The organism is Streptomyces sp. NPDC050504, from assembly GCF_044458065.1.
Classification (GTDB): domain Bacteria; phylum Actinomycetota; class Actinomycetes; order Streptomycetales; family Streptomycetaceae; genus Streptomyces.
Map to the genome: position 1 here is coordinate 107445 of NZ_JBITHO010000015.1, position 24216 is coordinate 131660.

17 protein-coding genes and 1 pseudogene are annotated in these 24216 nt (G+C 71.1%); 12 read left to right on the top strand and 6 right to left on the bottom strand.

The annotated features are described in order from the left end of the window. Nucleotides 1-38 precede the first annotated feature (38 nt). Complete coding sequence (locus ACIBNE_RS38495) at nt 39-1673, bottom strand: ABC-F family ATP-binding cassette domain-containing protein (RefSeq protein WP_399280251.1); 1635 nt, start codon at nt 1671-1673, stop codon at nt 39-41. 362 nt (nt 1674-2035) lie between these two features. On the opposite strand from ACIBNE_RS38495, the gene ACIBNE_RS38500 reads away from it, so the two are divergent. The 3 genes from ACIBNE_RS38500 to ACIBNE_RS38510 are packed head-to-tail and all read left to right on the top strand — an operon-like array spanning nt 2036 to nt 4467. Beyond that, nucleotides 2036-2887 (top strand): ABC transporter ATP-binding protein, encoded by an 852-nt coding sequence (locus ACIBNE_RS38500; protein WP_399280253.1) that lies wholly within the window; start codon nt 2036-2038, stop codon nt 2885-2887. Further along, nucleotides 2884-3645, top strand: coding sequence for an ABC transporter permease (locus tag ACIBNE_RS38505; protein WP_399280255.1), 762 nt, complete (start codon nt 2884-2886; stop codon nt 3643-3645). The genes ACIBNE_RS38500 and ACIBNE_RS38505 overlap by 4 nt, the downstream gene beginning before the upstream one ends. 15 nt (nt 3646-3660) lie before the next feature. Continuing rightward, a complete protein-coding gene (locus tag ACIBNE_RS38510; RefSeq protein WP_399280257.1) occupies nt 3661-4467 on the top strand; it encodes a MerR family transcriptional regulator in 807 nt (268 codons plus the stop codon). Between the two features lie 55 nt (nt 4468-4522). Here the strand turns inward: ACIBNE_RS38510 and ACIBNE_RS38515 are convergent, their stop codons facing one another. After that, on the bottom strand, nt 4523-4897 hold the full coding sequence (locus ACIBNE_RS38515) for a hypothetical protein (protein ID WP_399280259.1): 375 nt from the start codon (nt 4895-4897) through the stop codon (nt 4523-4525). A 252-nt stretch (nt 4898-5149) separates the two neighbouring features. Here ACIBNE_RS38515 and ACIBNE_RS38520 point away from each other — a divergent pair, with 252 nt between their 5' ends. From ACIBNE_RS38520 to ACIBNE_RS38545, 6 genes and pseudogenes are all read left to right on the top strand, one after another. Continuing rightward, nucleotides 5150-5344: a hypothetical protein gene (locus ACIBNE_RS38520; protein WP_399280261.1), complete on the top strand. Its 195-nt coding sequence runs from the start codon at nt 5150-5152 to the stop codon at nt 5342-5344. A 299-nt stretch (nt 5345-5643) separates the two neighbouring features. Next, nucleotides 5644-7116, top strand: a complete 1473-nt coding sequence (locus ACIBNE_RS38525) for a condensation domain-containing protein (RefSeq protein ID WP_399280263.1) — start codon at nt 5644-5646, stop codon at nt 7114-7116. After that, nucleotides 6998-8236, top strand: a pseudogene (locus tag ACIBNE_RS38530) (condensation domain-containing protein); the annotation flags it as partial. The gene ACIBNE_RS38525 and the pseudogene ACIBNE_RS38530, both read left to right, overlap by 119 nt. Nucleotides 8237-8360: 124 nt before the next feature. Continuing rightward, a complete protein-coding gene (locus ACIBNE_RS38535; RefSeq protein WP_399280265.1) occupies nt 8361-10616 on the top strand; it encodes an amino acid adenylation domain-containing protein in 2256 nt (751 codons plus the stop codon). Nucleotides 10617-10848: 232 nt separating this feature from the next. After that, nucleotides 10849-12126: a phosphatase PAP2 family protein gene (locus ACIBNE_RS38540; protein WP_399280324.1), complete on the top strand. Its 1278-nt coding sequence runs from the start codon at nt 10849-10851 to the stop codon at nt 12124-12126. Nucleotides 12127-12191: 65 nt separating this feature from the next. After that, on the top strand, nt 12192-12557 hold the full coding sequence (locus ACIBNE_RS38545) for a PH domain-containing protein (RefSeq protein WP_399280267.1): 366 nt from the start codon (nt 12192-12194) through the stop codon (nt 12555-12557). A 33-nt stretch (nt 12558-12590) separates the two neighbouring features. Here the strand turns inward: ACIBNE_RS38545 and ACIBNE_RS38550 are convergent, their stop codons facing one another. Both ACIBNE_RS38550 and ACIBNE_RS38555 read right to left on the bottom strand, forming a co-directional pair. Continuing rightward, the gene (locus ACIBNE_RS38550; RefSeq protein ID WP_399280269.1) at nt 12591-12974 is read right to left on the bottom strand and encodes a VOC family protein; all 384 of its coding nucleotides are present in this window, start codon (nt 12972-12974) and stop codon (nt 12591-12593) included. After that, on the bottom strand, nt 12955-14445 hold the full coding sequence (locus tag ACIBNE_RS38555; RefSeq protein ID WP_399280270.1) for an MFS transporter: 1491 nt from the start codon (nt 14443-14445) through the stop codon (nt 12955-12957). Before ACIBNE_RS38555 ends, ACIBNE_RS38550 begins: the two co-directional genes overlap by 20 nt. Nucleotides 14446-14733: 288 nt before the next feature. On the opposite strand from ACIBNE_RS38555, the gene ACIBNE_RS38560 reads away from it, so the two are divergent. After that, complete coding sequence (locus tag ACIBNE_RS38560; RefSeq protein WP_399280272.1) at nt 14734-18072, top strand: SpaA isopeptide-forming pilin-related protein; 3339 nt, start codon at nt 14734-14736, stop codon at nt 18070-18072. Between the two features lie 105 nt (nt 18073-18177). On the opposite strand, the gene ACIBNE_RS38565 is transcribed toward ACIBNE_RS38560, so the two are convergent. Beyond that, a complete protein-coding gene (locus ACIBNE_RS38565; RefSeq protein WP_399280274.1) occupies nt 18178-19299 on the bottom strand; it encodes a Dyp-type peroxidase in 1122 nt (373 codons plus the stop codon). A gap of 123 nt (nt 19300-19422) precedes the next feature. Between ACIBNE_RS38565 and ACIBNE_RS38570 the strand changes: the two genes are divergently transcribed. Further along, complete coding sequence (locus ACIBNE_RS38570; protein ID WP_399280276.1) at nt 19423-20760, top strand: right-handed parallel beta-helix repeat-containing protein; 1338 nt, start codon at nt 19423-19425, stop codon at nt 20758-20760. Between the two features lie 45 nt (nt 20761-20805). On the opposite strand, the gene ACIBNE_RS38575 is transcribed toward ACIBNE_RS38570, so the two are convergent. Next, a complete protein-coding gene (locus ACIBNE_RS38575; RefSeq protein WP_399280278.1) occupies nt 20806-21681 on the bottom strand; it encodes a hypothetical protein in 876 nt (291 codons plus the stop codon). 253 nt (nt 21682-21934) lie between these two features. On the opposite strand from ACIBNE_RS38575, the gene ACIBNE_RS38580 reads away from it, so the two are divergent. Continuing rightward, entirely contained in the window at nt 21935-24166 is a 2232-nt protein-coding gene (locus ACIBNE_RS38580) for a HelD family protein (protein WP_399280326.1), read from the top strand. Nucleotides 24167-24216: the final 50 nt, after the last annotated feature.

The window sequence follows — 24216 nt, forward strand, 5'->3', positions numbered from 1 at the left end:
CACTGCCTCGGACGCGGGCCTCTTCGCACGCCGGCGGTTCACACCGCGGGAGCCGCGGTCTCCGTGAGGGTCCCGTCCGCCAGCCGCAGCCAGCGGTCCACCCCGATCTCGGCGAGGAACCGCTCGTCGTGGCTGATCACCACGAAGGCGCCCCGGTAGGAGTTGAGCGCGCTCTCCAGCTGTCCCGCGCTGACCAGGTCGAGGTTGTTGGTCGGCTCGTCGAGCAGGAGCAGCTGGGGCGCAGGTTCGGCGCACAGGACGCAGGCCAGGGTGGCGCGCAGCCGCTCGCCGCCGGAGAGCACCCCGACGGGCAGATGGGCCCGCTGGCCCCGGAACAGGAAACGGGCGAGCAGGTTCATCCGCTCCGCCTCGGGCCGCTCGGGGGCGAACGCGGCGAAGTTCTCCGCCACAGTGCGGTCCAGGTCCAGCAGGTCGAGTCGCTGCGAGAGGTACGCGATCCGGCCCTCACCCCGCTTGACCGCCCCGCCGTCCGGGGCGAGGTCGCCGGTGACCAGGCGCAGCAACGTGGTCTTGCCCGTGCCGTTCGGCCCGGTCAGCGCGATGCGCTCGGGGCCGCGGACGGTGAGGTCGACACCGCCGTCCGCGAACACGGCCCTGCCGGCGTGCTGGACCTGCAACTCTTCGCCGATGAAGAGGTTGCGCCCGGCGGGCACCTGCGTGTCGGGCAGTTCGAGGGTGATGCGGTGTTCTTCGCGCAGCGCGCGCCCGGCCTCGTCGAGCCGCGCCTTGGCCTCGCCGACCCGGGTCGCGTGCACCTGCCCCGCCCGGCCTGCGGACTCCTGCGCGCCGCGCTTCATGTTGCCCGCGAAGATGCGCGGCAGTCCGGCGCTCTTGAGGTTGCGGGCGGCGTTGCTCTGGCGGCGCTCGGCGCGCTCACGGGCCTGCTGCATCTCGCGCTTCTCGCGCTTCAGTTCCTGTTCGGCGTTGCGGACGTTCTTCTCCGCGACCTCCCGCTCGGCGCGCACGGCCTCCTCGTACTCGGTGAAGTCGCCGCCGTACAGGCGCAGTTCGCCGCCGCCGAGTTCGGCCATGCGCTCCATGCGGTCGAGCAGCGCGCGGTCGTGGCTGACCAGCAGCAGGCAGCCGGTGAAGTCGGAGAGCACGTCGTAGAGCTTGTGCCTGGCCGCCAGGTCGAGGTTGTTGGTCGGCTCGTCGAGCAGCAGTACGTCGGGGCGCTTGAGCAACTGCGCGGCGAGGCCGAGCGAGACGACCTGACCGCCGCTGAGGGTGTGCAGACCGCGGTCCAGGGCGAGATCGGCGAGTCCGAGGCGGTCGAGCTGGGCGCGGGTGCGCTCCTCGACGTCCCAGTCGTCGCCGATGGTGGCGAAGTGCTCCTCGCCGACGTCGCCGGATTCGACGGCGTCCAGTGCGCGGATCACCTCGGCGACGCCGAGCACTTCGGCGACCGTGAGGTCGCCGGCCAGCGGGAGGCCCTGCGGAAGGTGGCCGAGCGTGCCGTTGACCGTGACCGAGCCCGCTGCGGGCCGCAGTTCGCCCGCGATCAGCTTGAGCAGGGTGCTCTTCCCCGAGCCGTTGGGGGCGACCAGGCCCGTGCGGCCGGTGGGCACCGTGAAGGACAGGCCGTCGAAGACAGGGGTGTCGTCGGGCCAGGAGAAACGGAGGTTCGAGCAGACGACGGAGACGTCGGACATGGAGGTGACCTCGCGAACTGGGGGCAGGCAGAGCTCTGCCCCGGGAGACGTGGGAAAAGGGGGTACGACGAAGAGGCCACGGCAGCAGCGCTCTCGCAGCGCCGTCCGACGGCCGGTCACATCCGGATCTCACCCGGAGATGTCGTCTTCACCCACCACGTCTGTGACTCCTCGATCAATTTCGGTACGGGTCATTCGCAGAGTAACAGGTCCGCGCTCACCGGATGCATGCCACACGCATACCGGGGTCCTGAGCCGGGTGCGGACATCGGCTTGACCCTGACGTCGGGTCAACCCTCCATCCTTCCGGCAGGCGCTTCCGCATCCGAAGGGAGCGGCTCCCCGACAGGAGGCAGACGACCATGACAGCTCCACCCGCCACAGGTCCGGTCACCGCAGGTCCGGTCACCGCGGATCCGGCGATCCGCGCACAGGGTCTGGAGAAGTCGTACGGGACGCTCGAAGTGCTGCGGGGCGTGGACTTCGACGTGGCACGGGGCAGCATCTTCGCCCTGCTAGGCGCCAACGGTTCGGGCAAGACCACGACCGTGAGGATCCTCGCCACGCTCCTGAAGGCCGACGCGGGAACGGCCGGCGTCAACGGCTTCGACGTCACCGGGCGACCTGCGGACGTACGTGAATCCTTCAGCCTCACCGGCCAGTTCGCGGCCGTCGACGAGATCCTCAGCGGACGGGAGAACCTCGTGCTCGTCGCCAGGCTGCGCCACCTCAAGGACCCGGGTGCCATAGCGGACGACCTGCTGGAACGCTTCTCGCTGACCGGGGCGGGCGCGCGGAAGGTGGCCACGTACTCGGGCGGGATGCGGCGCCGACTGGACATCGCGATGAGCCTCATCGGGAACCCGCCGGTGATCTTCCTGGACGAGCCGACGACAGGCCTCGACCCCGAGGGCCGCATCGAGGTGTGGCGGGCCGTCGAGGAACTCGCCGGACACGGCACGACGGTGCTGCTCACCACGCAGTACCTCGACGAGGCCGAACAGCTCGCCGACCGCATCGCGATCCTCCACGAGGGCCGGATCATCGCCAACGGCACCCTCGTCGAACTCAGGCGGCTCTTCCCGCCCGCCAAGACCGAGTACGTCGAGAAGCAGCCGACCCTTGAGGAGATCTTCCTCGCGATCACCGGAGGAGAAGAGATGAGCGGCGCCACCGGCACGGACGCGTACGGACACGCGGGAGGACAGCGATGAGTGCGTACTGGCTCACCGACACGGCCGTGCTCACGGGCCGGACCCTGCGCCACGTCACACGCAGTGTGGACACCGTCATCACGACCGTCATCACGCCGGTCGCCATGATGCTGCTGTTCGTCTACGTGTTCGGCGGCGCGATCGACAGCGGACCGGGCCCCTACGTGAGCTACATGCTGCCCGGCATCCTGCTCGTCACGGTCGCGTCGGACGTCTCCTACACCGCGTACCGACTCTTCACCGACATGAAGAGCGGGATCTTCGAGCGGTTCCAGTCCCTGCCGATCGCACGCTCGGGCGTGCTGTGGGCACACGTCTTGACGTCTCTGGCCGCCAACCTGGTCTCGCTCGTGATCGTCGTGGGCGTCGCCCTGCTCATGGGCTTCCGGTCGGGGGCCGGGGTACTGGCCTGGCTCGCGGTCGTCGGCATCCTGTTCCTGTTCACCCTGGCCCTGACCTGGATCGCCGTCATCCCGGGACTCTCGGCGACGTCGGTCGAGGGCGCGGGCGCGTTCGCCTACCCGCTGATCTTCCTGCCCTTCATCAGCTCGGCGTTCGTCCCCACCGCGACCATGCCGGGCCCGGTGCGGTGGTTCGCCGAGCACCAGCCGGTGACGTCCATCGTCGACACGATCCGCGACCTGTTCGCCCGGCAGCCGGTCGGCGGCGACATCTGGATCGCGCTCGGATGGTGCGGGGGCATCCTCGTCGTGGCGTATCTCTTCGCGATGGCCACCTACCGCCGGAAGATCACCTGAGGCAGGCTGGTACCCATGCTCACCATCGGTCAACTGGCTGCGTACGCAGGGGTGACGGTGCGGGCGGTGCGCCACTACCACCAGATCGGACTGCTGCCGGAGCCCGAACGCAACCGGTCCGGGTACCGCACCTACGAGACCGCCGCGATCGTGCGCCTGATCCGGATCCGCACCCTGGCGGACGCCGGTGTGCCGCTGGCCCGGGTGCAGGAACTGCTCGACGCGGGCCCGGCGGAGTTCACCGACGGCGTCCAGGCGATCGACGGGGAACTGCGCGCGGAGATCCGGCGGTTGCAGGACACCCGCAAACGGCTCGCCAGGCTCGCCGCCGGGGAACACCTGGCGCTTCCGCTGAGCGTCGTGGACTACCTCGATCGGGTGCGTGCCCTCGGCGTCGAGGAGTGGTACGTCGAGATGGAGAGGGACGCCTGGATCATGATTGCCGCCCAGGTGCCAGACCTGATCGACTCTGTGATCGCCGAGAAGCACGAGCAGTTGGACGACCCCGACATGGTGAAGCTCTACGGCTTCCTCAGCGGGGCGCCCGTCCAGTCGGCCGACGATCCGAGGGTCTTCGAGATCGTCGACGTCCTGGAACGCCTGAGGATCCGCGCGGTGGAGGCGGGCACGGCGGGGTCCGACATCTTCGAGGACCGGTTCGTCGACCTGCTGGACGCCATGATGGTCGAGTCCTCGCCGGGCGCCCAGCGGGTGATGGCGATCCTGGAGGAGCGGGGCTGGAAGGGCTGGACCCGTATCGAGCGCGTGCCTGCCGAAAGGCTCGACTTCCGGCAGGACGTGCCCGGTCACACCGGCCCGTAGGACGTCTTTGGCCCCGGCGGGCCGGATCTCCGGGCCGGATCGTCGGAACGTGTGGTCAGGCCGGCACTACGCGGTAGCTGAGTGCCGGGCGCGGCAGGTCGGACTCGGCGAGAGAGCCGGTGGCCCACGGGTAGGGGCCCGTGCAGTCGGCCCCGGGGTAGAGCACCACGGAAGCGGAGCCGGAGGCGATCTGTACGGAGCGGACCGGCGCCGACAGGGTGTGGCACGTGCCGAAGTCGTCGAGGTCGACCGTCGACACCGTCCCCGTTCCGTGGGCGCCCGAGTAGAGGTGGGCGCCCTCCTGCAACGGAGGCCAGTCGGTGGCGTTCGCGGTACCGGCCCCGAGGCCGACCAGGGCCGCGGTCATGGCGACGGCCGCGGCCGCGGTGGTGGTGGCGGTGCTACGGAGCTTCTTCGTGGGAGTGGACATGCGGACACCCTTTCGCGTGTGTTGACGAGACGTGCGCGATGAGACAGGTGGCGGATTCTTGCATGTTCAACCATGTGTTGATGAGTAGGTAATCGGCCATGTGTGCTGGCTGCATACAGGTCACCGGCTAGCAAGGTGACTTTGGCTCCACAAGCTCAACCCCGCTGAATGCGTCACTGTCTTGACAGGTGACGCGTGAGGGATGACCATCGATGCAACGACATCCACGGTCGACGGGACGGAGAGTCGGTCATGAGCAAGGAACCCACCGGTGACACCGAGGCCGCGGTGCGGAGCGCCCGCTACGGCAGGCTTCCCGAGCGGATCCGTTTCGAGGACATGTCGGAAGGGGCCGAGTCCGGGCGGAGCGGCGTGGAAGACGGCTCGTACGACCCCGAACGCTCCTGGAAGTACTACTCGTGCCTGGCGCTCGACCTGGGTCTGTAGAACCGGGGGGTCTTGGCTGCATGAGTCGATCTACTGCTGGGTAGGGGGACTGGGCGACCGCACGGTTCGAGGAGTGCGCGGCACCTGCGCCGCGGCTCCTGCCTCATCTCGGCTCGCGCGTGGTCGAAGTTGGTGAGTAGTTCCCCCTCCCGCACGCAAACCTTCACCTTTGGTCAACAGCAGGTTCAGCTTCCCTGGATGAAGTCGATCACCTACTGTGGCGCAATAACGTTCACCGAGCTATTTGCTCAGACCGAGGTGTGAGAATATCTGGATCGCGTGCGGGCCGTCGGGAATTGATGGCCGGACAGCTCGGCATATGGCATGCGCAGCAACTGCATCCGGGCAATTCCATCTTCAACATGGGTGAGTACATAGAGATCCGGGGGGAGGTGGATACGGATCTCTTCGAGGCGGTCGTCCGGAAGGTCGTTCAAGAGGCCGACGCCTTTCACCTTCGATTTGAAGGAACCGCGGACGAAGTGCCGCGGCAGTACTTCGACATACGGAACGACTGGACGTTCCACCTGATCGACGTGAGCGGTGAAGAGGACCGCCGATCCAGCGCGGAGAGCTGGATGCTGGCCGACATGCGCCGCCCGGTGGACCTCCAGGGCACCGAACTCTTCACCCAGGCCCTCTTCAAGGTCGAGGACGAGCTCTACTTCTGGTACCAGCGCACCCACCACATCATCGGCGACGGCCTGGGCGGCTCCCTGGTCGCCACCCGAGTGGCCGCCGTTTACACGGAGATGCTGGCCGGCGGGTCCGCCGATGACGGCGCGTTCCCGTCGAGTTCCGCGCTGATGGACGCGGATGCCGAGTACCGGGCGTCCGAGGACTTCCGGCGCGACCGGGAGTACTGGGCGGAGCTCCTGTCCGACCGGCCCGAAGTCACGGGCCTGAGCGGCCGGAAGCCTTCCGGTACGCCTGATGGAATGACACGGCACACGCTTCACGTTCCTTCCGACGTCGCCGCGGAACTCCGGATTTCCGCACGCCGCCTCGGAATGAGCGTCTCCGGTCTGTCCATCGCCGCGACCGCCGCGTACCTGCACCGCGTGACAGGCCAGGAAGACGTCATCCTCGGGGTCCCCGTCATGGGCAGGGCAACCGCATTGCGGAACCTTCCGGGAATGACGGCCTACGTCGTTCCGCTACGGCTTGAAGTTCAGCCGACCTCGACCGTGAAGGAACTCGTCAAGCAGGTCTCCCGTTCCACGAGAAACGCCCTGAGGCACCAGCGGTACCGCTACGAGGACATCATCAGGGACCTGAAGCTCGTCGGGCGCAGCGGTGTTTATCCGCTCCTGGTCAACATCGTCGCCTTCGACTACGACCTGCGGTTCGGTGACGCCCCCAGCGATGTGCGCGGACTCGGCGGAATCCACTTCAATGACCTGTCGATTTCGGTGTACGACAGGTCGACCGACAAGAGCATCTCCATTGTCGTGGACGCCAACCCGGACCTTTACAGCGAGGAAGCGTCGTACGAGCACGCGGCGAAATTCCTCGAAGTGCTGAAGTGGATGGCTCGTTCCGGCGCGGAGGAGCGCATACATCAGCTCGACTTGATGACCGAGGGTGAGCGTCGTCGGGGTGCTGGTGGTGGTCGTGCACCGCATCGCCGCGGACGGCTGGTCGATGGCACCCTTGGCGCGGGACGTCTCCACCGCGTACGCCGCACGCCGCGCCGGAGAGGCGCCACCGTGGGCGGAACTTCCCGTCCAGTACGCCGATTACACCCTCTGGCAGCGGATGCTCCTCGGTGAGGAGTCCGATTCGGAGAGCCTGCTGAGTCGGCAACTCGCCTACTGGCGAAGGACGCTGGCGGACCTTCCCGAAGAGCTGGTGCTGCCGGCCGACCGGTCCCGCCCCGCCGTCGCCAGCCACCGGGGCAGTCATGTGGACCTCCGCATCGACGAGCAACTGCACGGAAAGCTCGTGGAGTTGGCGCGCGCCGAGGGTGTGACCGTGTTCATGGTGCTGCAGGCCGCCCTGGCGGCGCTGCTGTCCCGGCTCGGCGCGGGTACGGACATCCCGATCGGTACGGCCATCGCGGGCCGTACCGACGAAGCCCTGGACGAGCTGGTCGGGTTCTTCATCAACACCCTGGTCCTCCGGACCGACCTGTCCGGCGACCCGACCTTCCGCACCCTGCTGCACCGCGCCCGGGAGACCGGCCTGGCCGCCTACGCCCACCAGGACGTGCCCTTCGAGCGGCTGGTGGAAGACCTCGCGCCGGTCCGCTCGATGGCCCGTCACCCGCTCTTCCAGATCATGCTGGTCCTGCAGAACGTGGCACCCGCGGCCCTGGCCCTGCCCGACGTCGGCATCGAGCAGCTTCCCGTCGGGGAGAACCCCGCGTTCGACCTGTCGTTCACCCTCGCGGAGAGCACCGGGGCCGACGGTGCGCCCGGTGGGCTCACGGGCACGGTGTCCTACGCCGTCGACCTCTTCGACCGTGCCACGGTCGAGGCGATGGCCGGACGCTTCACGCACGTGCTCGGCACCCTCGTCGCCGATCCCGACCTGCCGCTGCACGAGGTGGGCGTCCTGACCGACCGGGAGCGCCGCCAGGTCCTGGCGGAGTGGAACAGCCCGACGGCAAAGGCGGTCTCCCCGGCGCCGACCCTGGGCGAGCTCTTCGAAGCCCGGGTGGCGCGCACCCCCGACGCCGTTGCCGTGCTCTTCGAGGACGAGCGGATCACCTACGCCCAGCTGAACGGCAGGGCCAACCGGCTCGCGCGCCTCCTGGTCGAGTACGGGGTGGGGCCGGAGAGCCTGGTGGCATTGGCGCTGCCGCGCTCACCGGAGTCCGTCGTGGCGCTGCTCGCGGTGGCCAAGGCCGGTGGCGCCTACGTGCCCGTCGACCGCGAGTACCCCGCCGAGCGGATCGCCTTCATGCTCGGCGACGCGCAACCTGCCGTACTGATCGTCGAAGGAGAAGAGTCGGACGACCGGCTGCCGTACGCACAGCGGCCCGGCGGTCAACTGCCTTACGTGCAGGGGGGGCGTGGCCCCGAAACTCCTGCGGCTGAACAGCCCCGGGGCCGTGGAGCGGCTGGCCGCGTTCGACGACACCGACCTGACGGACGGCGAGCGGCGCGGCGCGCCGCTGCCCGACCACCCCGCGTACGTCATCTACACCTCCGGCTCCACCGGGCGCCCCAAGGGCGTGACGGTGACCCATCGCGGACTGGCCGGTCTGGTGACGGCCCAGGCCGAGCGGTTCGCCGTCGACCAGGACAGCAGGGTCCTCCAGTTCGCCTCGCCCAGCTTCGACGCCGCGGTCTCCGAGGTCGTCGTGACGCTGGCTTCGGGGGCGACCCTGGTCGTGGCCACGGCGGCCCAGGTCATGCCAGGCCCGTCCCTGGTCGATCTGATCGACGGGCAGCAGGTCACCCATGTGACCCTGCCCCCGGCCGTACTGGCGGTGCTGGACCCGGACGCCCTGCCCTCCCTCCGGAGCGTGGTGTCCGCGGGCGAGGCGCTCGGCGGCCGGCAGATCGCCCGCTGGGCCGAGGACCGGCACTTCGTGAACGGCTACGGCCCCACCGAGGCGACGGTGTGCGCCACCACCACGGGACCCCCCGAAGTGCCGCACATCGGCTCTCCGATCCCACAGGCACAGGTCTACGTCCTGGACGGGCTGATGCAACTGGTGCCGCCCGGCAGCGTCGGCGAGGTGTACGTGGCGGGGGCGGGCCTCGCCCGCGGCTACCTAGGCCGCCCCGGCCTCACCGCCGAGCGGTTCGTGGCCAACCCCTTCGGCCCGTCGGGCGACCGGCTGTACCGCACGGGCGACCTGGCCGCATGGCGCGGCGACGGCACGCTGCGGTACCTCGGCCGCACGGACGACCAGGTCAAGGTCCGCGGCTTCCGCATCGAGCTCGGTGAGATCGAGGCGGCGCTCCTCGCGCACGACGAGGTCCGGCAGGCCGTCGTGGTCGTACGCGAGGAGAAGCCCGGGGGCGGGCAGGAGGCCCAGGGCGACAAGCGCCTGGTCGGCTACGTCGTCCCGGCCGACCCGGCGACGCCCCTCGACACGGCCCGCATCCGCACCCGTCTGGCGGAGAGGCTGCCCGACCACATGGTGCCCACCGCCGTCGAGAGCCTGGCCGCCCTGCCCCTCACCCCGAACGGGAAGCTGGACCGCAGGGCGCTGCCCGCGCCGCGCACGGCGGCGGGCGGATCGAGCCCGAGCCCGCGCACGCTCCGGGAACGGCTGGTGGCCCACGCGTTCACCGATGTGCTCGGACTGGCGCGCGTCGGCGTGGACGACAGCTTCTTCGACCTCGGCGGGCACTCGCTCCTCGCGGTGCGGCTGGTCACGGCGATCGCCGACGCCACGGACGTACGGCTGTCGCTCGTGGACGTCTTCCGGCACCCGGCCGTGGCGGGCCTCGCGCGGTTGCTCGACGGCGGGCTCCCCGCGAACCCGTTCGACCAGGTGCTGCCGCTGCGGTCGAGCGGCAGCCGTCCCCCGCTGTTCTGCCTGCCGCCCGGCAGCGGGCTGAGCTGGTGCTACGTCGGCCTGGTGCGGCACCTGGACGCGGACCAGCCGGTGTACGGACTCCAGGCCCCGGCGTACGGACTCCAGGCCCCGGCGCACGGGGAGGGCGCCGCCGCGGCCGGCCCCGCCGACCTCGCCGCGCTCGTCTCCTCGTACCTCGGTGCGATCAAGCGGATCCAGCCCACCGGCCCGTACCACCTGCTGGGCTGGTCCATCGGCGGGAACATCGCCCACGCCCTCGCGGAACGCATGCGGCGGGACGGCGACGAGGTGGCGCTGCTCGCGATGCTGGACTCGGTCGTCCCCGACGCGTCCGCCGACGCTCCGGGGCTGGACGAGCACGGCGCGCTGGTCGCCCTCCTCCAGGGGCTCGGCATCGAGGCGGGGGCGGGGGCGGAGGCAGCGGGCGTCACGCTCACCGTGCCCGACGTCCTCGACCTGGTCGCAGAGAAGACCGGCACGCCGCTCCAACTCACCGAGGAGCGCGTCCGTGGCTTCGTCGAGACGATCCGCGGGCACGTGGCGATGTTCCGGGGGAGCGTCCCCGGACAGGTCACCGGAGACCTGCACCACCTGACGGCGTTCGAGGGCCGCACCGACCCCGAGGCGGTCGCGACGGCGTGGCGGGCGCACACGACCGGGCGCGTGCACGTCCATCCCGTCGCCGCCACGCACGGCGCGATGTGCGACCCGGAGCCGCTGAAGCAGGTCGGGAAGGTCGTGGCGACCCTGCTGGACGGAGTGGAGAACGCGTGAGACCTGGGTGCGCGACTGCTTGACGGGCCCGCCGGCCCGCGGACCGGCCCCGCCGTGACCGGCGGGCCGGTCCGCGCGCTCCGTTAGCATGTTTGCGCTCGTAATGATCAGGTTGAAATATCACAAATCGGCTGAAAAATTGACATCTAACGTAACGCGAGAGCCTTCGCAGGCGGACGCGTACCCGGACGGCGGCCCTCGGCGGACCGCGTGGTGGCGCAGGCCGCGCGTCCTGCTGTGGGGCGCGGTGGGCGTGGTCGGCCTGGGCTTCTTCGTGGGGCTGGAGATCGCCGCGCGCCACTACGGCCAGCCGGGACCGATCACCGACCAGGCGCGCGAGGTGATCTTCGCGCCCAAGTCGGGCACGGTGCTCTACGTCAGCATGGCGCTGATGATGGTGGTGCTCACCTGGCGGCAGCGGTTCATCGCGCTCGGCGCCGCGATCGGCATCGACCTCGTCTTCTGGGGCGTCCGCCGGATCGTCGGCGCCGAGATGATGTTCGGCAACGGCGCGCTGATCGTCACCCTGGCCTGTGCCGTCATCGCCGTCACCCGGCGCACGGGCCGGGAGCGCACCCTGCTGCTGAAGGGCGTGGGACTGGCCCTGCTGCTGGTCGCGGGCCGCAAGACGGGCTACACCTGGCTGCTGATCACCTCGAAGACCCGCCCGACGGTCCTCGACCAGTACGTGGCGACCGCCGACCACGCGCTGGGCAACCCCTCGTGGGTGGTCGGCCGGATCGTCGAGGCGACCGGCACGGTCGGCTTCCACATCCTGGAGTGGGTCTACATCCAGCTGGCGGTGGCCGCGGTCGTCGTCGCGCTGTACCAGCTGCGCAACGTGGCGCGCGAGCGCCGCTTCCCCGGGCACCACCTGGTGCGCACCTTCCTGGTCATCGGCCTGCTCGGCCCGGGTATCTACATGATCTTCCCGGTGGTCGGGCCGATCTTCGCGTACGGCGCCGACGGCGGCCAGTGGGCGGTGGCCGATCTGTGGCCGGACACGCCGCCGCCGCTCGACCCCCCGCAGTCGATGCCGTTCGACGAGGTCACCCCGCGCAACTGCATGCCGAGCCTGCACACGGCCTGGGCCACCGCGATCTTCGTCCACTCCCGCAAGGGCCCGCTCGCGCTGCGGATCGCGGGCACGTTCTGGCTGGTCGCGACGCTCGGCGCGACGCTGGGCTTCGGCTACCACTACGGCGCCGACATCATCGCGGGCGTGGTGTTCACGCTCACGATCGAGATCGGCCTGCGCACCTACGACCGCGGCTGGGACCGGGCGGGAGTCCGGCTCACCGCCTACGGGGCGGCTGTCTTCGTCGCGTACCTGGTGTCGTACCGCTTCCTTCCGACGCGGATGGCGGACCTCCCGTGGCTGTTCGGACCGCTGCTCGTCCTGGCGATGGCCTCGGTGGTCTACGGCTACGTACGGACGACCGGGCTGTGGGAGCGGCAGGACGCCGCGGTGCGGTGTCCCGAGCCGGAGGCGCAGGTCACGGGCCGATAGGGAACCTCCCCGGGCCGTGGCGCGTCCTGCACAACACATGCACGCACCACCCTGGGGAGCCCACAGTGGCACTGTTCGGAAACGCGCACACGGTCAATCCGGCGAAGGCGCAGAACGACTACGCGCGCCTCTTCGGCAACGGAGAGCAGGTCTACGGCGCGTACGTCCTGATACGTGACACGATCCTGCTCACCGACCGGCGCATGATCTTCATCGACAAGCAGGGCATCACCGGCAAGAAGACCGAGTACCACTCGGTGCCGTACAAGAGCATCTCGCACTTCGCGGTCGAGACCGCGGGCCACTTCGACATGGACGCCGAGCTCAAGATCTGGATATCGGGCAGCCCGACGCCGATCGAGAAGACCTTCACCAAGGGCGTCGACATCTACGAGGTGCAGGCGATCCTGACGCAGTTCGTGGCGAGGTGACGCGCGCGGGGGCGGTCCTGCGCGCGGACGCGGTCAGACCGGCTTGAGCCTGCTGCGCAGCAGGCAGAACTCGTTGCCCTCCGGGTCGGCCAGGACGTGCCACCGCTCCTCGCCGGTCTGGCCGACGTCGGCGGGCCTCGCGCCGAGCGCGAGCAGCCGCTCCAGCTCGGCGTCCTGGTCCCGGTCGGTGGGGTTGACGTCGATGTGCAGGGGGAGCTTCCCGGCCTTCGGGGCGCTTGAGGCGCTGAGGACCAGGACGGGCTGTGGGCCGCCGAAGTCGATGCCCGGAGGCCCGATCGCGATGCTCCCGTCGGCCTCGCGCTCGATCTCGACGTAGCCCAGGACCCCGCTCCAGAACGCGGCGAGCCGTTCGGGGTCGGCGCAGTCGAGGACCAGCTCACTGATGCGGCATGCCATGGCCGTCAGTGTACGTACGCCGTACGGGAGTTTGGCCGCGCCCCGCGAGGAAGGCGCCGGCCAGCAGCGAACCGCCCAGCACCAGCAGCGCGTTGACGAGCACCGCGACCGTGACCCCGTCGAGCACCGCGCCCGCGCCCGTGTCCGCGCCCGCCCGTGCGGTCACGATCGCGCTCATCACCGGGATGCCGAGCGTGATGCCGATCTGCTGGGTCATCGTCGCGAGCCCGGTCGCCAGGCCCTGCTCCTCGTCCGGCAGCCCCGAGGTCGCCGTGACCATGAAGCCGACGATGGCCAGCATGTTGCCGACGCCGCCGACGAACGTCGCGGCGAGCAGCAGCCAGATCCACGCGCCCGACGTGCCGAGCGCGACCAGCGCGAGGGTGGCGGCCGCCTGGACGGCGCCGCCCGCGACGATCGTCCTGCGGCTGCCGAAGCGGCCGACGGCGCGTCCGCCCAGCGTGCCGCCGAGCACGGTGCCGATGCCGAGGACGCCGAAGGCCAGACCGGTGGCCAGCGGGGTGTAGCCGAGGACTTCCTGGAGGTAGAGCGTGAGCAGGAAGACCAGGGAGGTCTCGGTGACGAAGGCGATCAGTCCGGCCGCGTTGCCCCAGACGACGCTGCGGCGCCTGAGGACGCGGATCGGGACGAGCGGCGCGGCCGCGCGCTTCTCGACGAACCAGAAGCCGACGAGGAGCACGGCCCCGGCGAGCAGTGCGGCCAGGGGGACCGGGGCGGTCCAGCCCGCTGCGCCCGCCTGCGTCAGCCCGTAGACCAGCAGGAGCAGTCCGCCGGTGACGGTGACGGCGCCGGGTACGTCGAGGCGTACGCGTTCGGCGGGGCGCGAGTCGGTGAGGGTGCGCGGTGCGAGGGCCACCACGAGGAGGGCCACCGGCACGTTGACGAAGAAGGCCCAGCGCCAGGAGAGCAGGTCGGTGAGGAGGCCGCCGAGTATCGCGCCCGCGGTGAACCCGGCCGACATCAGCGCCCCGTTGAGGCCGAGCGCGCGCTCGCGCAGCGGGCCCTCCGCGAACGCGGTCGTGAGCAGCGCGAGTCCGGCGGGCGTCACGGCGGCGGTGGCCAGGCCCTGGAGCACCCGCGCGGCGAGCAGGACCTCGGGCGACGTGGCGAGTCCGCCGATGAGCGAGGAGACGCCGAGCACGGCCATCCCCGCGACGAACAGCCGCTTGCGCCCCACGAGATCGGCGACGCGGCCGAAGAGGAGCGTGAATCCGGCGGCGGCCAGGGCGAAGGCGGTCGCGATCCACTGGAGGTCGGCGAGCGGGAAGCCGAGGCCCGCGCCCACGGCGGGCAGCGCGACGTTCAGGATCGAGAAGTCCACCGCGACCATGAACTGCGACCCGAGCAGCAGGACGAGGACGAGCTTCTGGCGCCGCGTCATGCGCGGCGGGGCGGCGGGGGTCGCGGGAGCGGTGGTCGGTCGCCCGGGTGCGGATGCGGTGGCGGACATGGCTGCGCCCTCCTGTGGGAACGGGAAGCTTTAACGGGAACGAATACCCGTTAGTGCATGCCACCGTAGCAAGGTCGACCCAGTAATGGAACCCAAGGCCCATTACTGGTGCGCGTGACCCCAAATGCGCCCCCTGTACCCCTCCTGGGCCGCGATCGCTGGTCCTTGCGGGTGACTCGGCGCGCGCCATCGATCACCACCAGATATCCATGAATTTCCGGGCACGTGGCTCGCACCGCTCCTTCCGCGCGGGCCTGACCCGGTGGGGGTTCCGAGACAGGAGGCGTTTTGCCAACGATCCATCCATTCGCCTCACGCGAGCGGCAGCTGCCGCAGCGTGTGGGCGCCCTGGGACTGGTCCTTCCGCTGCTGGCCTCCGGGCTCGCGGTCGGCGTCGCGCCGCTGGCACAGGCCGCCGACGCCGGGGACGGCACGGTCAAGGTCCGTGTGGTTCGCGAAGTGAACGCGAACGGCAAGTGGGACAACGTACTGGAACCCGGCATGAGCGAGGTGGAGGTCCGGCTCACCGACGACGCCGGAACCACCATCACGGGCAGGACCGGACCCGACGGCACCGTCACGCTGACGCCCGCGACCTCGGCGCTCAAGGGCGGCAAGTACCGCATCCAGGTGATGAACCCAAAGCCCGGCGTGCTCTACTCGGCGCACGCCTCGCGCGAAGGACTGCTGGGCGGCTCGCCCGAGTTCCTCTCCAGCACCGAGGAGTTCGTCGACCTCTCGGGCGGCGGTGACGCCGAGGTGACCACGGCGTTCTGGAACCCCGGCGACTACTGCCAGAAGAACGCCACCCTGGTCACCGCGTGCATGCGCAAGGACGTCAAGGAGGGGCCCGCCGACAACGAGACGCGGACCCTGATCTCGTTCCCGTACAACGCGCGCGGCAACAGGAACCAGACGACCGACCTCTCGGACAAGGCCACCACGGGCGCGCTGTACGGCATCGGATACAGCAAGCAGAAGAAGTGGATCTTCTCCGGGGCGTTCGCCCGCCGGGCGTCGGACTACGGTCCCGGCGGCCGGGGCGCCATCTACGTGACCGACCGCGAGAGCGGCGCCACGACCCAGTTCGCCACCGTCCCGAACGCGGGCGCGACCGACCACGACTTCGACACCGACATGGACCTGCCCTTCAAGAAGGCCGTGTCCAAAGAGTCGCTCGGTGACGTCGAGGTCTCGGAGGACGGCAAGGACCTCTACGTCGTCAACCTGAACGACAGGAAGCTCTACCGCTACGACGCCACCCAGAAGACGGCCGCCGCGCCGAAGGCCTCGTACACCATCCCCGACCCGGGCTGCGCCGACGCCGGCGACTGGCGTCCGGGCGCCATCGGGATCCAGGACGGCACGGTCTACGTCGGCGGCGTCTGCTCCGGCGAGTCGAGCCAGGACCGGGCCGACATGCGCGCCAGCGTCCAGACCTTCGACCCCGCCGCAGGCACCTTCGGCGGCGTGATCATGGACCAGAAGCTCGACTTCCCGCGCCAGGTCGCCGACACCATCGCCAACGGCTGCTACGGCGCCGGCTGGTTCCCCTGGTCCGACCAGTTCAGGAACACGCAGGGCACGAGCAACTGTGGGCGCGGCGGCCGCTACGCCTACCCGCAGCCCTTCCTCACCGACGTCATCGTGGACACCGACGGGCAGCTCATCCTCGGCTTCCGCGACCGCTTCGCCGACCAGGCGGGCCAGAACCTCACGGAGCGCGACGCGACCGGCACCTTCCTGCTGGAAGCGATGTCGGGCGGCGACCTGAACCGGGCCTGCAAGGCCGCGGACGGGAAGTTCGTGATGGACGGCAACGGCGGCTGCACCAACAACTCCACCGTCGCCGGGATCAGCGAGTTCTACCCGGGCGATCAGCGCACCGTCTGGCACCCCGAGTCCGCGTTCGGCGGCGTGGCGCTCTCCAAGGTCGAGGACACCATCGCCTCGTCCGGCATCGACGTGGACAACGCCACCACCTTCTCCAGCGGCACCCTGTGGGTCAACCGCGTCGGCGGCGGCGCGGCCCAGGGCTTCGGCAACGTGCAGAGCACCACCTTCGGCAAGGGCGGCTCGATGGCCGACCTCGAAGTGCTCTGCGACGAGGCGCCGATCCAGATCGGCAACCGCGTCTGGTACGACGTCGACAAGGACGGCGTCCAGGACCCGGGCGAGAAGCCGGTGCCCGGCGCGACCGTCAACCTCTACGACGCGAACGGCGCCCTGGTCGCCACCACGACCACCACCGACCGCGGCGAGTACTACTTCGACAGCGCCGCCGACGGCCTGAAGTTCAACACCAAGTACACGATCAAGATCGACAACCCGGCGGACTACGCGGAGGGCGGCCCGCTCTACCGCTGGGCCGTCACCAAGAACGACGCCGGCGCCAACGACTTCATCGACAGCGACGGCAAGGTCCCGGCCGGGGGCCGCTTCCCCGAGCACACCATCACCACCGGCAGCGCAGGCCAGGACAACCACACCTACGACTTCGGCTACAACCAGCCGGACGGCGAGGTGCGGGTCCTGAAGGTCGACGCCAAGACGAAGAAGCCGCTCCAGGGCGCCGTCTTCCAGCTGTGGCGCGACACCAACGGCACCGACGGCCTCCAGACGGCCGCCGCCGGCGACACCCCGGCGGACACCAAGGTGGGCGCCACCTGCACCACGAACGCCAAGGGCCTGTGCGCCAGGGACGGCCAGCCGCTGGGCACCTACTACTGGCAGGAGACCAAGGCCCCGGGCAAGTACGCCCTGCCCAAGCCCGCCGTCTTCGGTCCTCTCACCCTGACCTTCGAGAACTACGCACAGGGCGTGTCGACCACGGTTCCGAACGTGGAGCCGAAGATCGACATCGAGAAGAAGGACAAGGAGACCAACTCCGACGCCGACACCGAGAAGGACAAGGTCATCCTCCCGGACACCCGGACGAAGACCCTGTACATGGACATCACCAACAACGGCAGCGAGCCGCTGATCAAGATCGAGGTCGGTGACATCGTCACCAAGGGCGGCGCCAAGGTCAGCAACCTGCGCTGCAACTGGCCCGACGGCACCAGCAGCTTCGACCCCAAGGGCCGCAAGGTGCGCTGGGACAACACCTGGCCGCCGAACAAGGACACCAAGGCGAAGTCCCGCTTCGCGGTGGGCGCCACCTACAAGTGCACCGCCCTGCTCACCGGGCTGCGCGCCGGTGAGGTCCACGCCGACAACTCCACGGTCGACGGCGAGGGCGAGTTCTCCGGCAAGCCCGTCAAGGACCGCGACCCGTGGCACGGCATCCCGCCGAAGTTCGTGCTCCTGAAGCTCGACGCCAAGACGAAGAAGCCCCTCAAGGGCGCGGTCTTCCAGCTGTGGCGCGAGTCCAACGGCAAGCCGGGCCTCCAGAGCACCGGTGCCAAGCGCGACACCAAGGTCGGTGCCGCGTGCGCCACCGACCCGCGCGGAAAGTGCGAGTACACCACCCGCCTGGGCCGGTACTACCTCCAGGAGACGGCCGTGCCCGAGGGCTACCAACTGCCCGCCAAGCGCGTCTTCGGCCCCTACAAGGTCACCAAGAAGACCAAGGTGCTCACGGTGAAGCTGTACAACAAGCCGAGTGAGCCCAAGAAGAAGAAGTAGCACCCGCGCGCAGCAGTGCGCACCGCGGCGGCCGCTCCCGACCCGGGGGCGGCCGCCGCTCGTCCGTGCCCCCGCTCAGGCCCGCGTGGAGTTCCGTGCCCCCGTTCAGGCCCGCGCGGAGTCCAGCAGCGGATGGCCGAACGGCCGGCCGGGCCCCGGCGCGGGCAGGACTAGGCCGAGCGCCGACGCGCGGTGCTCGGTGAACACGCGCAGCGCGTCGCCGTCGTCGAGCCGCCGCTGCACGCGGCCGAACAGGGCGGGGTCGCGCATGTACGCGAGGAACAGCAGGCCCCGGTCGCCTGGGCCGTTGTCGTACGAGTAGCCGCGGCGCAGCATGCGGGCGCCGCCGTCGAGGCGCGAGTGCGCCAGGCGCACATGGGCGTCGGAGGGGATGAGGTAGCGCCCCTCGGGCGTCTTGGCGTACAGGTCGACGGGGTCGCGCTCGCGGCGGCCGGTCAGCGGGGCGCCGCTGGCCAGCCGCCGGCCGATGACCTCCTCCTGTCCGCCGGGCGGCAGCGCGGCGAAGTCCGGGATCCGCATGTGGATCCGGCGGTAGACGAGGACGGTGCTGCCGTCGGGGTGCCACACCCAGCGGTCGGCCTCGTCCGACGGGGGGTTCTCGGTGCCGTCCTTGAAGCCGAAGAGGTTGCGGGGCGTCTCGCCCGGGGCGTGCGGCGGCAGGAAGCCGCGCTCTCGCCAGCGGGGCACCAGCAGGCCGGACGCGGTGGCGGTCAGCAGGTCGGCGAGCGGCCCGGCGTCCCCCTCGCCCTCGGCACAGAGCTGCACCAGGACGTCGCCGCCGCCCCTGCGCGGGTCGAGGCGGTCGCGGGGAAAGGGCGGCAGCGCGCGCAGGACGGCGGGTGCGGGCAGGCCGAGCGCGGGGAAGAGCGCGGGGCCGAGCGCGACGGTGAGGGTGGCGCGCGGCGGCAGGGGCAGCGCGGCCCACGCGGCGAGGGCCGCGCGCAGCGGCCGCACCGACGCGGGCGTGCGCCGGGCGGGCGCGAGGTCGAGCCCCGCCACCAGCGCGTACCTGGGCTGCGGCTCGGCGATGCCGCGCTGCCTGGTCGCCGGGCGGGCCCCGGCCTTCGGGGCGGGGGCCGACGCGGTCGACCGCTCCGCGGGGTCCCCGCAGGAGCCGACGGCGGTGGTGGCGGCGAGGGCCGCGGAGCCGGTGAGCAGGGTGCGCCGACTGGGCGTCCGTCGACCGGCGGGGGGCGTGGCCGTCATCCGTACTCCACATTCCTTGTACGGCGTCCCCCGCGCGGGGAGGCGGCGTACGGGGGTGTGCCGGGAGCCTGAACGATTGCGGCGGACCTGACGGTACACCTTGCGCCCATGTGGATTCATGTCATGAAACGCCGTGAAATGCGCCGCGGGTTCCGGCGGTTCGGCCTGGCCTGCCTCGGTACGGCCCTGCTGGCCGCGCTCCCGGCCTGTGGCAGCGCCTCGTCGGACGGCCGGCAGCTGTCGGGGCCGCCGACCGTGCTGCGCGTCCCCCAGCAGTACCCGAGCATCCAGAAGGCAGTGAACACCGCCCGTTCGGGGGACATGGTGCTGGTCTCTCCGGGTGTTTACCGCGAGAGCGTCCAGCTGAAGACCGCCCGCGTCGTGCTGCGGGGCACCGACCGCGACGAGGTCGTCGTGGACGGCGAGTTCAAGCGCGCCAACGGCATCACCGTCACCGGGGCCGCGTCCGTCGTGGAGAACCTGACGGTCCGCAACAACCTCGCCAACGGGCTGCTGTTCACGGGCGTCACCGACGAGGCCCTCCAGGGGCCCGGTGCCGGGGGAGCGGGCTACGACCCGTTGGACACCGCCGCCTTCCCCGCCCTGCGCGGCTTCCGGGCCTCCTACGTCACCGCGCACAACAACGCCCTCTACGGCATCTACGCCTTCGACGCCCGCGACGGAGTCATCGAGCACTCGTACGGCTCGGGCCACGCCGACTCGGGCATCTACGTCGGCCAGTGCAAGCCGTGCAACACGGTCGTCCGCGACAACACCACCGAGCACAACGCCGTGGGCATCGAGGTCACCAACGCGTCCGAGGACCTGTACTTCCTGGGCAACACCGCCCGCCTCAACCGCGTCGGCATGACGGTCAACTCCAACAACCTGGAAGCGCTGGGCCCGCAGCACCGCGCGGTGGTCGCGGGGAACCTGATCGCCGACAACAACGACCGGCACAGCCCCGAGCAGGCGGACGGCGGATTCGGCATCGGGGTGGGCATCGGCGGGGGGACGTACAACCGCTTCGAACGCAACCGCGTGGAGGGGCACAGCAGGGCCGGGTTCTTCCTCCAGGACGTCCAGGGCTATCCGGTGCGCGGCAACGAGATCCGGGACAACGCCCTGGACGGCGGCCAGTTGGGCCTCGTGGTGGAGGCCAGGCGCAGCGCGGGCAACTGCTTCGTGCGCAACGGGTCCGTCCCGACGAGCCCGGTGTCGCTGCCCGTGGGGCTCACCGCGTGCCCGGGGCGCGACGCCCCGCTGGCGACGCCGGGCAGCCCCCGCTCGGGCGGCGCCGTGCCGCCCGGCATGTCGTTCCGCGAGGTCCCCGCGCCCCCGGCGCAGCCCGACATGCCGTCCCCCGGGAAGGCTCCGGCGCGAGCGGCGGTCGGACTGCCGGGCAAGGTGGACCCGGCCAGGTACCCGCTGCCGGGCCCGGCCGGAGCCGAGAAGGCGTGACGATCCGTCAGGACCGGCTGGTGGCGCCCGTGTCGTCCGGTCCGGCTAGCGGCCCGTCGGGGCGGCGGCCCGCCCCTTCCAGGGCCCGCCCGGGACCTTGAGTCCGGCGGGGGCGCGGGTGATGTCCCAGCGGGCCGGGTCGGAGAGCGTCGCGAGCCTGGCCTCCACCCGCCCCAGCCGCCCGGAGCCGTCGACCCAGTACGTCAGCGGTGAGTCCGTACGGGCCGGGGCCGCGCCCGGCGCCGGGGCGCTTGCCGTGGCGCGGGGGCGGGGGCCGGAGAAGACGGTGTAGTCCGTGCCCGACAGGGTCTCCTGGCGGAGGCGGCGGGGCCCGGACTGGGCGAGGAGCTGGGCGTTGTCGGGCCGGTCGTTGCCGAGCGCCATCACCAGGCGCAGCGCGACGTCGAGCGGGTCGGTGGTGTAGGCGCGCGGCGACCAGGACTCGTTGGCGGCGGCCGCGCGCACCAGCTGCGCGGGGTCGTCGCCGGACGCGGCGGCCCCGGCCCCGCCCGACTTGCCGGGCCCCGGCCCGCCCGGAGCGGCCTTGCCGGGGCCCGGCCCGTCCGGGAGGGCGACGGCGAGACCGGTCGCGTCCCAGGCGATGAGCCCGGTGGACGCCACCGGGCCCTGTGTGGCGTAGCGGCCGACAGCGCGGTGCGCGCGGTAGTCGACCATGCCGTTCACGGTGGTCGTTCCGCCGCTGCCTGGCAGGGTGAGGGCCACCCGGACGGTCCCGGAGTCGTACAGGCCGAAGCGGGCCGAGGCCAGCTGCTGGGCCTCGGCGAGGGTGACGGGCCGGGAATCCTCCTCCTCGTCCGGCAGGAGCACGGCGGCGCCGACGGCACCGGCGGCGCCGAGCGCGGCGAGGAGCAGTACGAGGGAACGCGGCCGCAGGGCGGACGGACGGGGGCGGATCGACATGGACAACACCTCCAGGGCGGACGCGCCCCAGGATGACCCGACCGCCCCCGGCAACGGCGCAGCGCCGCCGTGCCGCGTGTCGCCGAACGTGCGGCACGCGGATTCGTCATAGCAAGAGAGCCCCGGATGAATTGACATCCGGGGCTCGATCCAGCGTATATTTGAATCTTCATGCCTAATGCGGGATTAGGCATGAAGAGAAGTCATCTGCGTGCAGCATATCGCGTCAGGAGTGGAATTGTCAACCGAGGAAATGCGGCAGGAACAGCAATTCATCAGCGGCCTCTACACCCGGCTCGACCAGCTCAGGGAAGAGGCCGAGGAGTCGGTGCGCGGTGCGCTCGTGCAGGTCGGGACCGGATTCCAGGCCAGACTGGAAAGGGACGTGCTGGTCGCCGAGCAGTCCGGGCTGCTCAGCGCGATCGACGCGGGCGAGAACGGGCTCTGTTTCGGCCGACTCGACTTTCGTGACGGCCGTACGCACCACATCGGGCGCATCGGAATTCGCCGGGACGACGCGGAACGCACTCCGCTGGTGATCGACTGGCGGGCCGATGTGGCGCGCCCCTTCTATCTGGCCACCGGGCATTCCCCGATGGGCCTGCGCCGCAGGAGGCACATCAGCACCGAGGGGCGCACCGTCACCGCGCTCCACGACGAGCTGATGGACCTCGGCGACCCCACCCGCACCGGACACGAGGGCGCCGACGCCGACGAGGTGCTGCTGGCCGCGCTCGACGGGGCCCGCACCGGACGGATGCACGACATCGTCCGCACCATCCAGGCCGAGCAGGACCGCATCATCAGGGCGCCCCACCACGGCGTCCTGGTCGTCGAGGGCGGCCCCGGCACGGGCAAGACCGTCGTCGCGCTGCACCGGGCGGCGTTCCTGCTGTACGAACACCGTGAGCTGCTGGCCCGGCGCGCGGTGCTCGTCGTCGGCCCCAACCCGGCCTTCCTGAGCTACGTCGGCGACGTGCTGCCCTCGCTCGGCGAGACCGGGGTGCTGCTGGCCACCGTGGGCGAACTCTTCCCCGGCGTGCGCGCCACCGGCACCGACGGTCCGGCCGCCGCCGAGGTCAAGGGGCGCGCCGAGATGGCCGGCGTCCTGGCGAAGGCCCTGCGGGACCGGCAGGCCGTGCCCGAACGCTGGACGGACATCGACCACGAGGGCTACGGGACGCTCCGGCTGGACCGGGCCATGGCCGAGGACGCGCGCTGGCAGGCGCGCGGGAGCGGACTGCCCCACAACCTCGCCAGGCCCGTCTTCGCGTTCCACGTCATCGACGCGCTCACCGCTCAGTTGGCCGAGCGGATCGGCGCCGACCCGTTCGGCGGCCCCAACCTGCTGGGGCCCGACGACGTCGCGCAGCTGGGCAAGGAGATCGCGACGAGCCGTGAAGTCCACGCGGCGATCGACGAGTTGTGGCCGCGGCTCACCCCGCAGGAGTTCGTCGCCGACTTCCTCGCGGAGCCGGTGCACCTCGACGACGAGTCGGCCGAGCCGATCCGCAGGCGGGGCGGCGCGTGGACGACGGCCGACGTGCCGCTCCTCGACGAGGCCGCCGAGCTGCTGGGCGAGGACGACAGCGCGGCCCGTGCGGCCGCCGAGGCCGAGCGTCAGGAGCGGATCGCCTACGCCCAGGGCGTGTTGGAGCTTTCGGCGGGCTCGGAGACGTACGAGTTCGAGGACGAGGAGTCGGAGGTGCTCGCCGCCCACGACATCATCGACGCCGAGCGGATGGCCGAGCGGCACGAGGAGGCCGACCGCCGCAGCGCGGCCGAGCGGGCGGCGGCCGACCGGACCTGGACGTTCGGCCACATCGTCGTGGACGAGGCGCAGGAGCTGTCGGCGATGGCCTGGCGGCTGCTCATGCGGCGCATCCCGACGCGCTCGATGACGCTCGTCGGGGACCCGGCGCAGACCGCGGAGACGGCGGGGCTCGGCTCCTGGGAGCGGATCCTCGACCCGTACGTGGGCGACCGCTGGGAGCACGTGCGGCTCGGCGTCAACTACCGTACGCCCGCCGAGATCATGGAGGTGGCGGCCGGTTTCCTGCGGGCGCACGACCCGTCGTTCCAGCCGCCGGGCTCGGTGCGCTCCACCGGTGTGCGGCCGTGGTCGCGGCGGGTCGCCGCGGACCGCCTCGCGCCCGCCGTGGCGCGGGCCGTCGAGGAGTCCAGGGGCAGGGGCCGGGTCGCGGTCGTCGCCCCGGCGGCGCTGCACGCCGCACTGGTCGAGGAGCTGCCGGACGCGGGACGCGGCGCCGCGCCCGACCTCACGCGGGACGTGGTGCTGCTGGACCCGAGGCAGGCGAAGGGCCTCGAATTCGACACGGTGCTGGTGGTGGAGCCCGGGGAGTACGGGGTGAGCGACCTGTACGTCGCGTTGACGCGCGCGACCCAGCGGCTCGGCGTGCTGCACACCGGCGAACTCCCCTTGGAACTCGGGGGACTTGAGGAGCGCGGCGGCGAGGAGCTGTAGGGCGTTTCCGGCGGACGCCGGAGGGGCCCGGAACCGCTCGGCCCCGGACC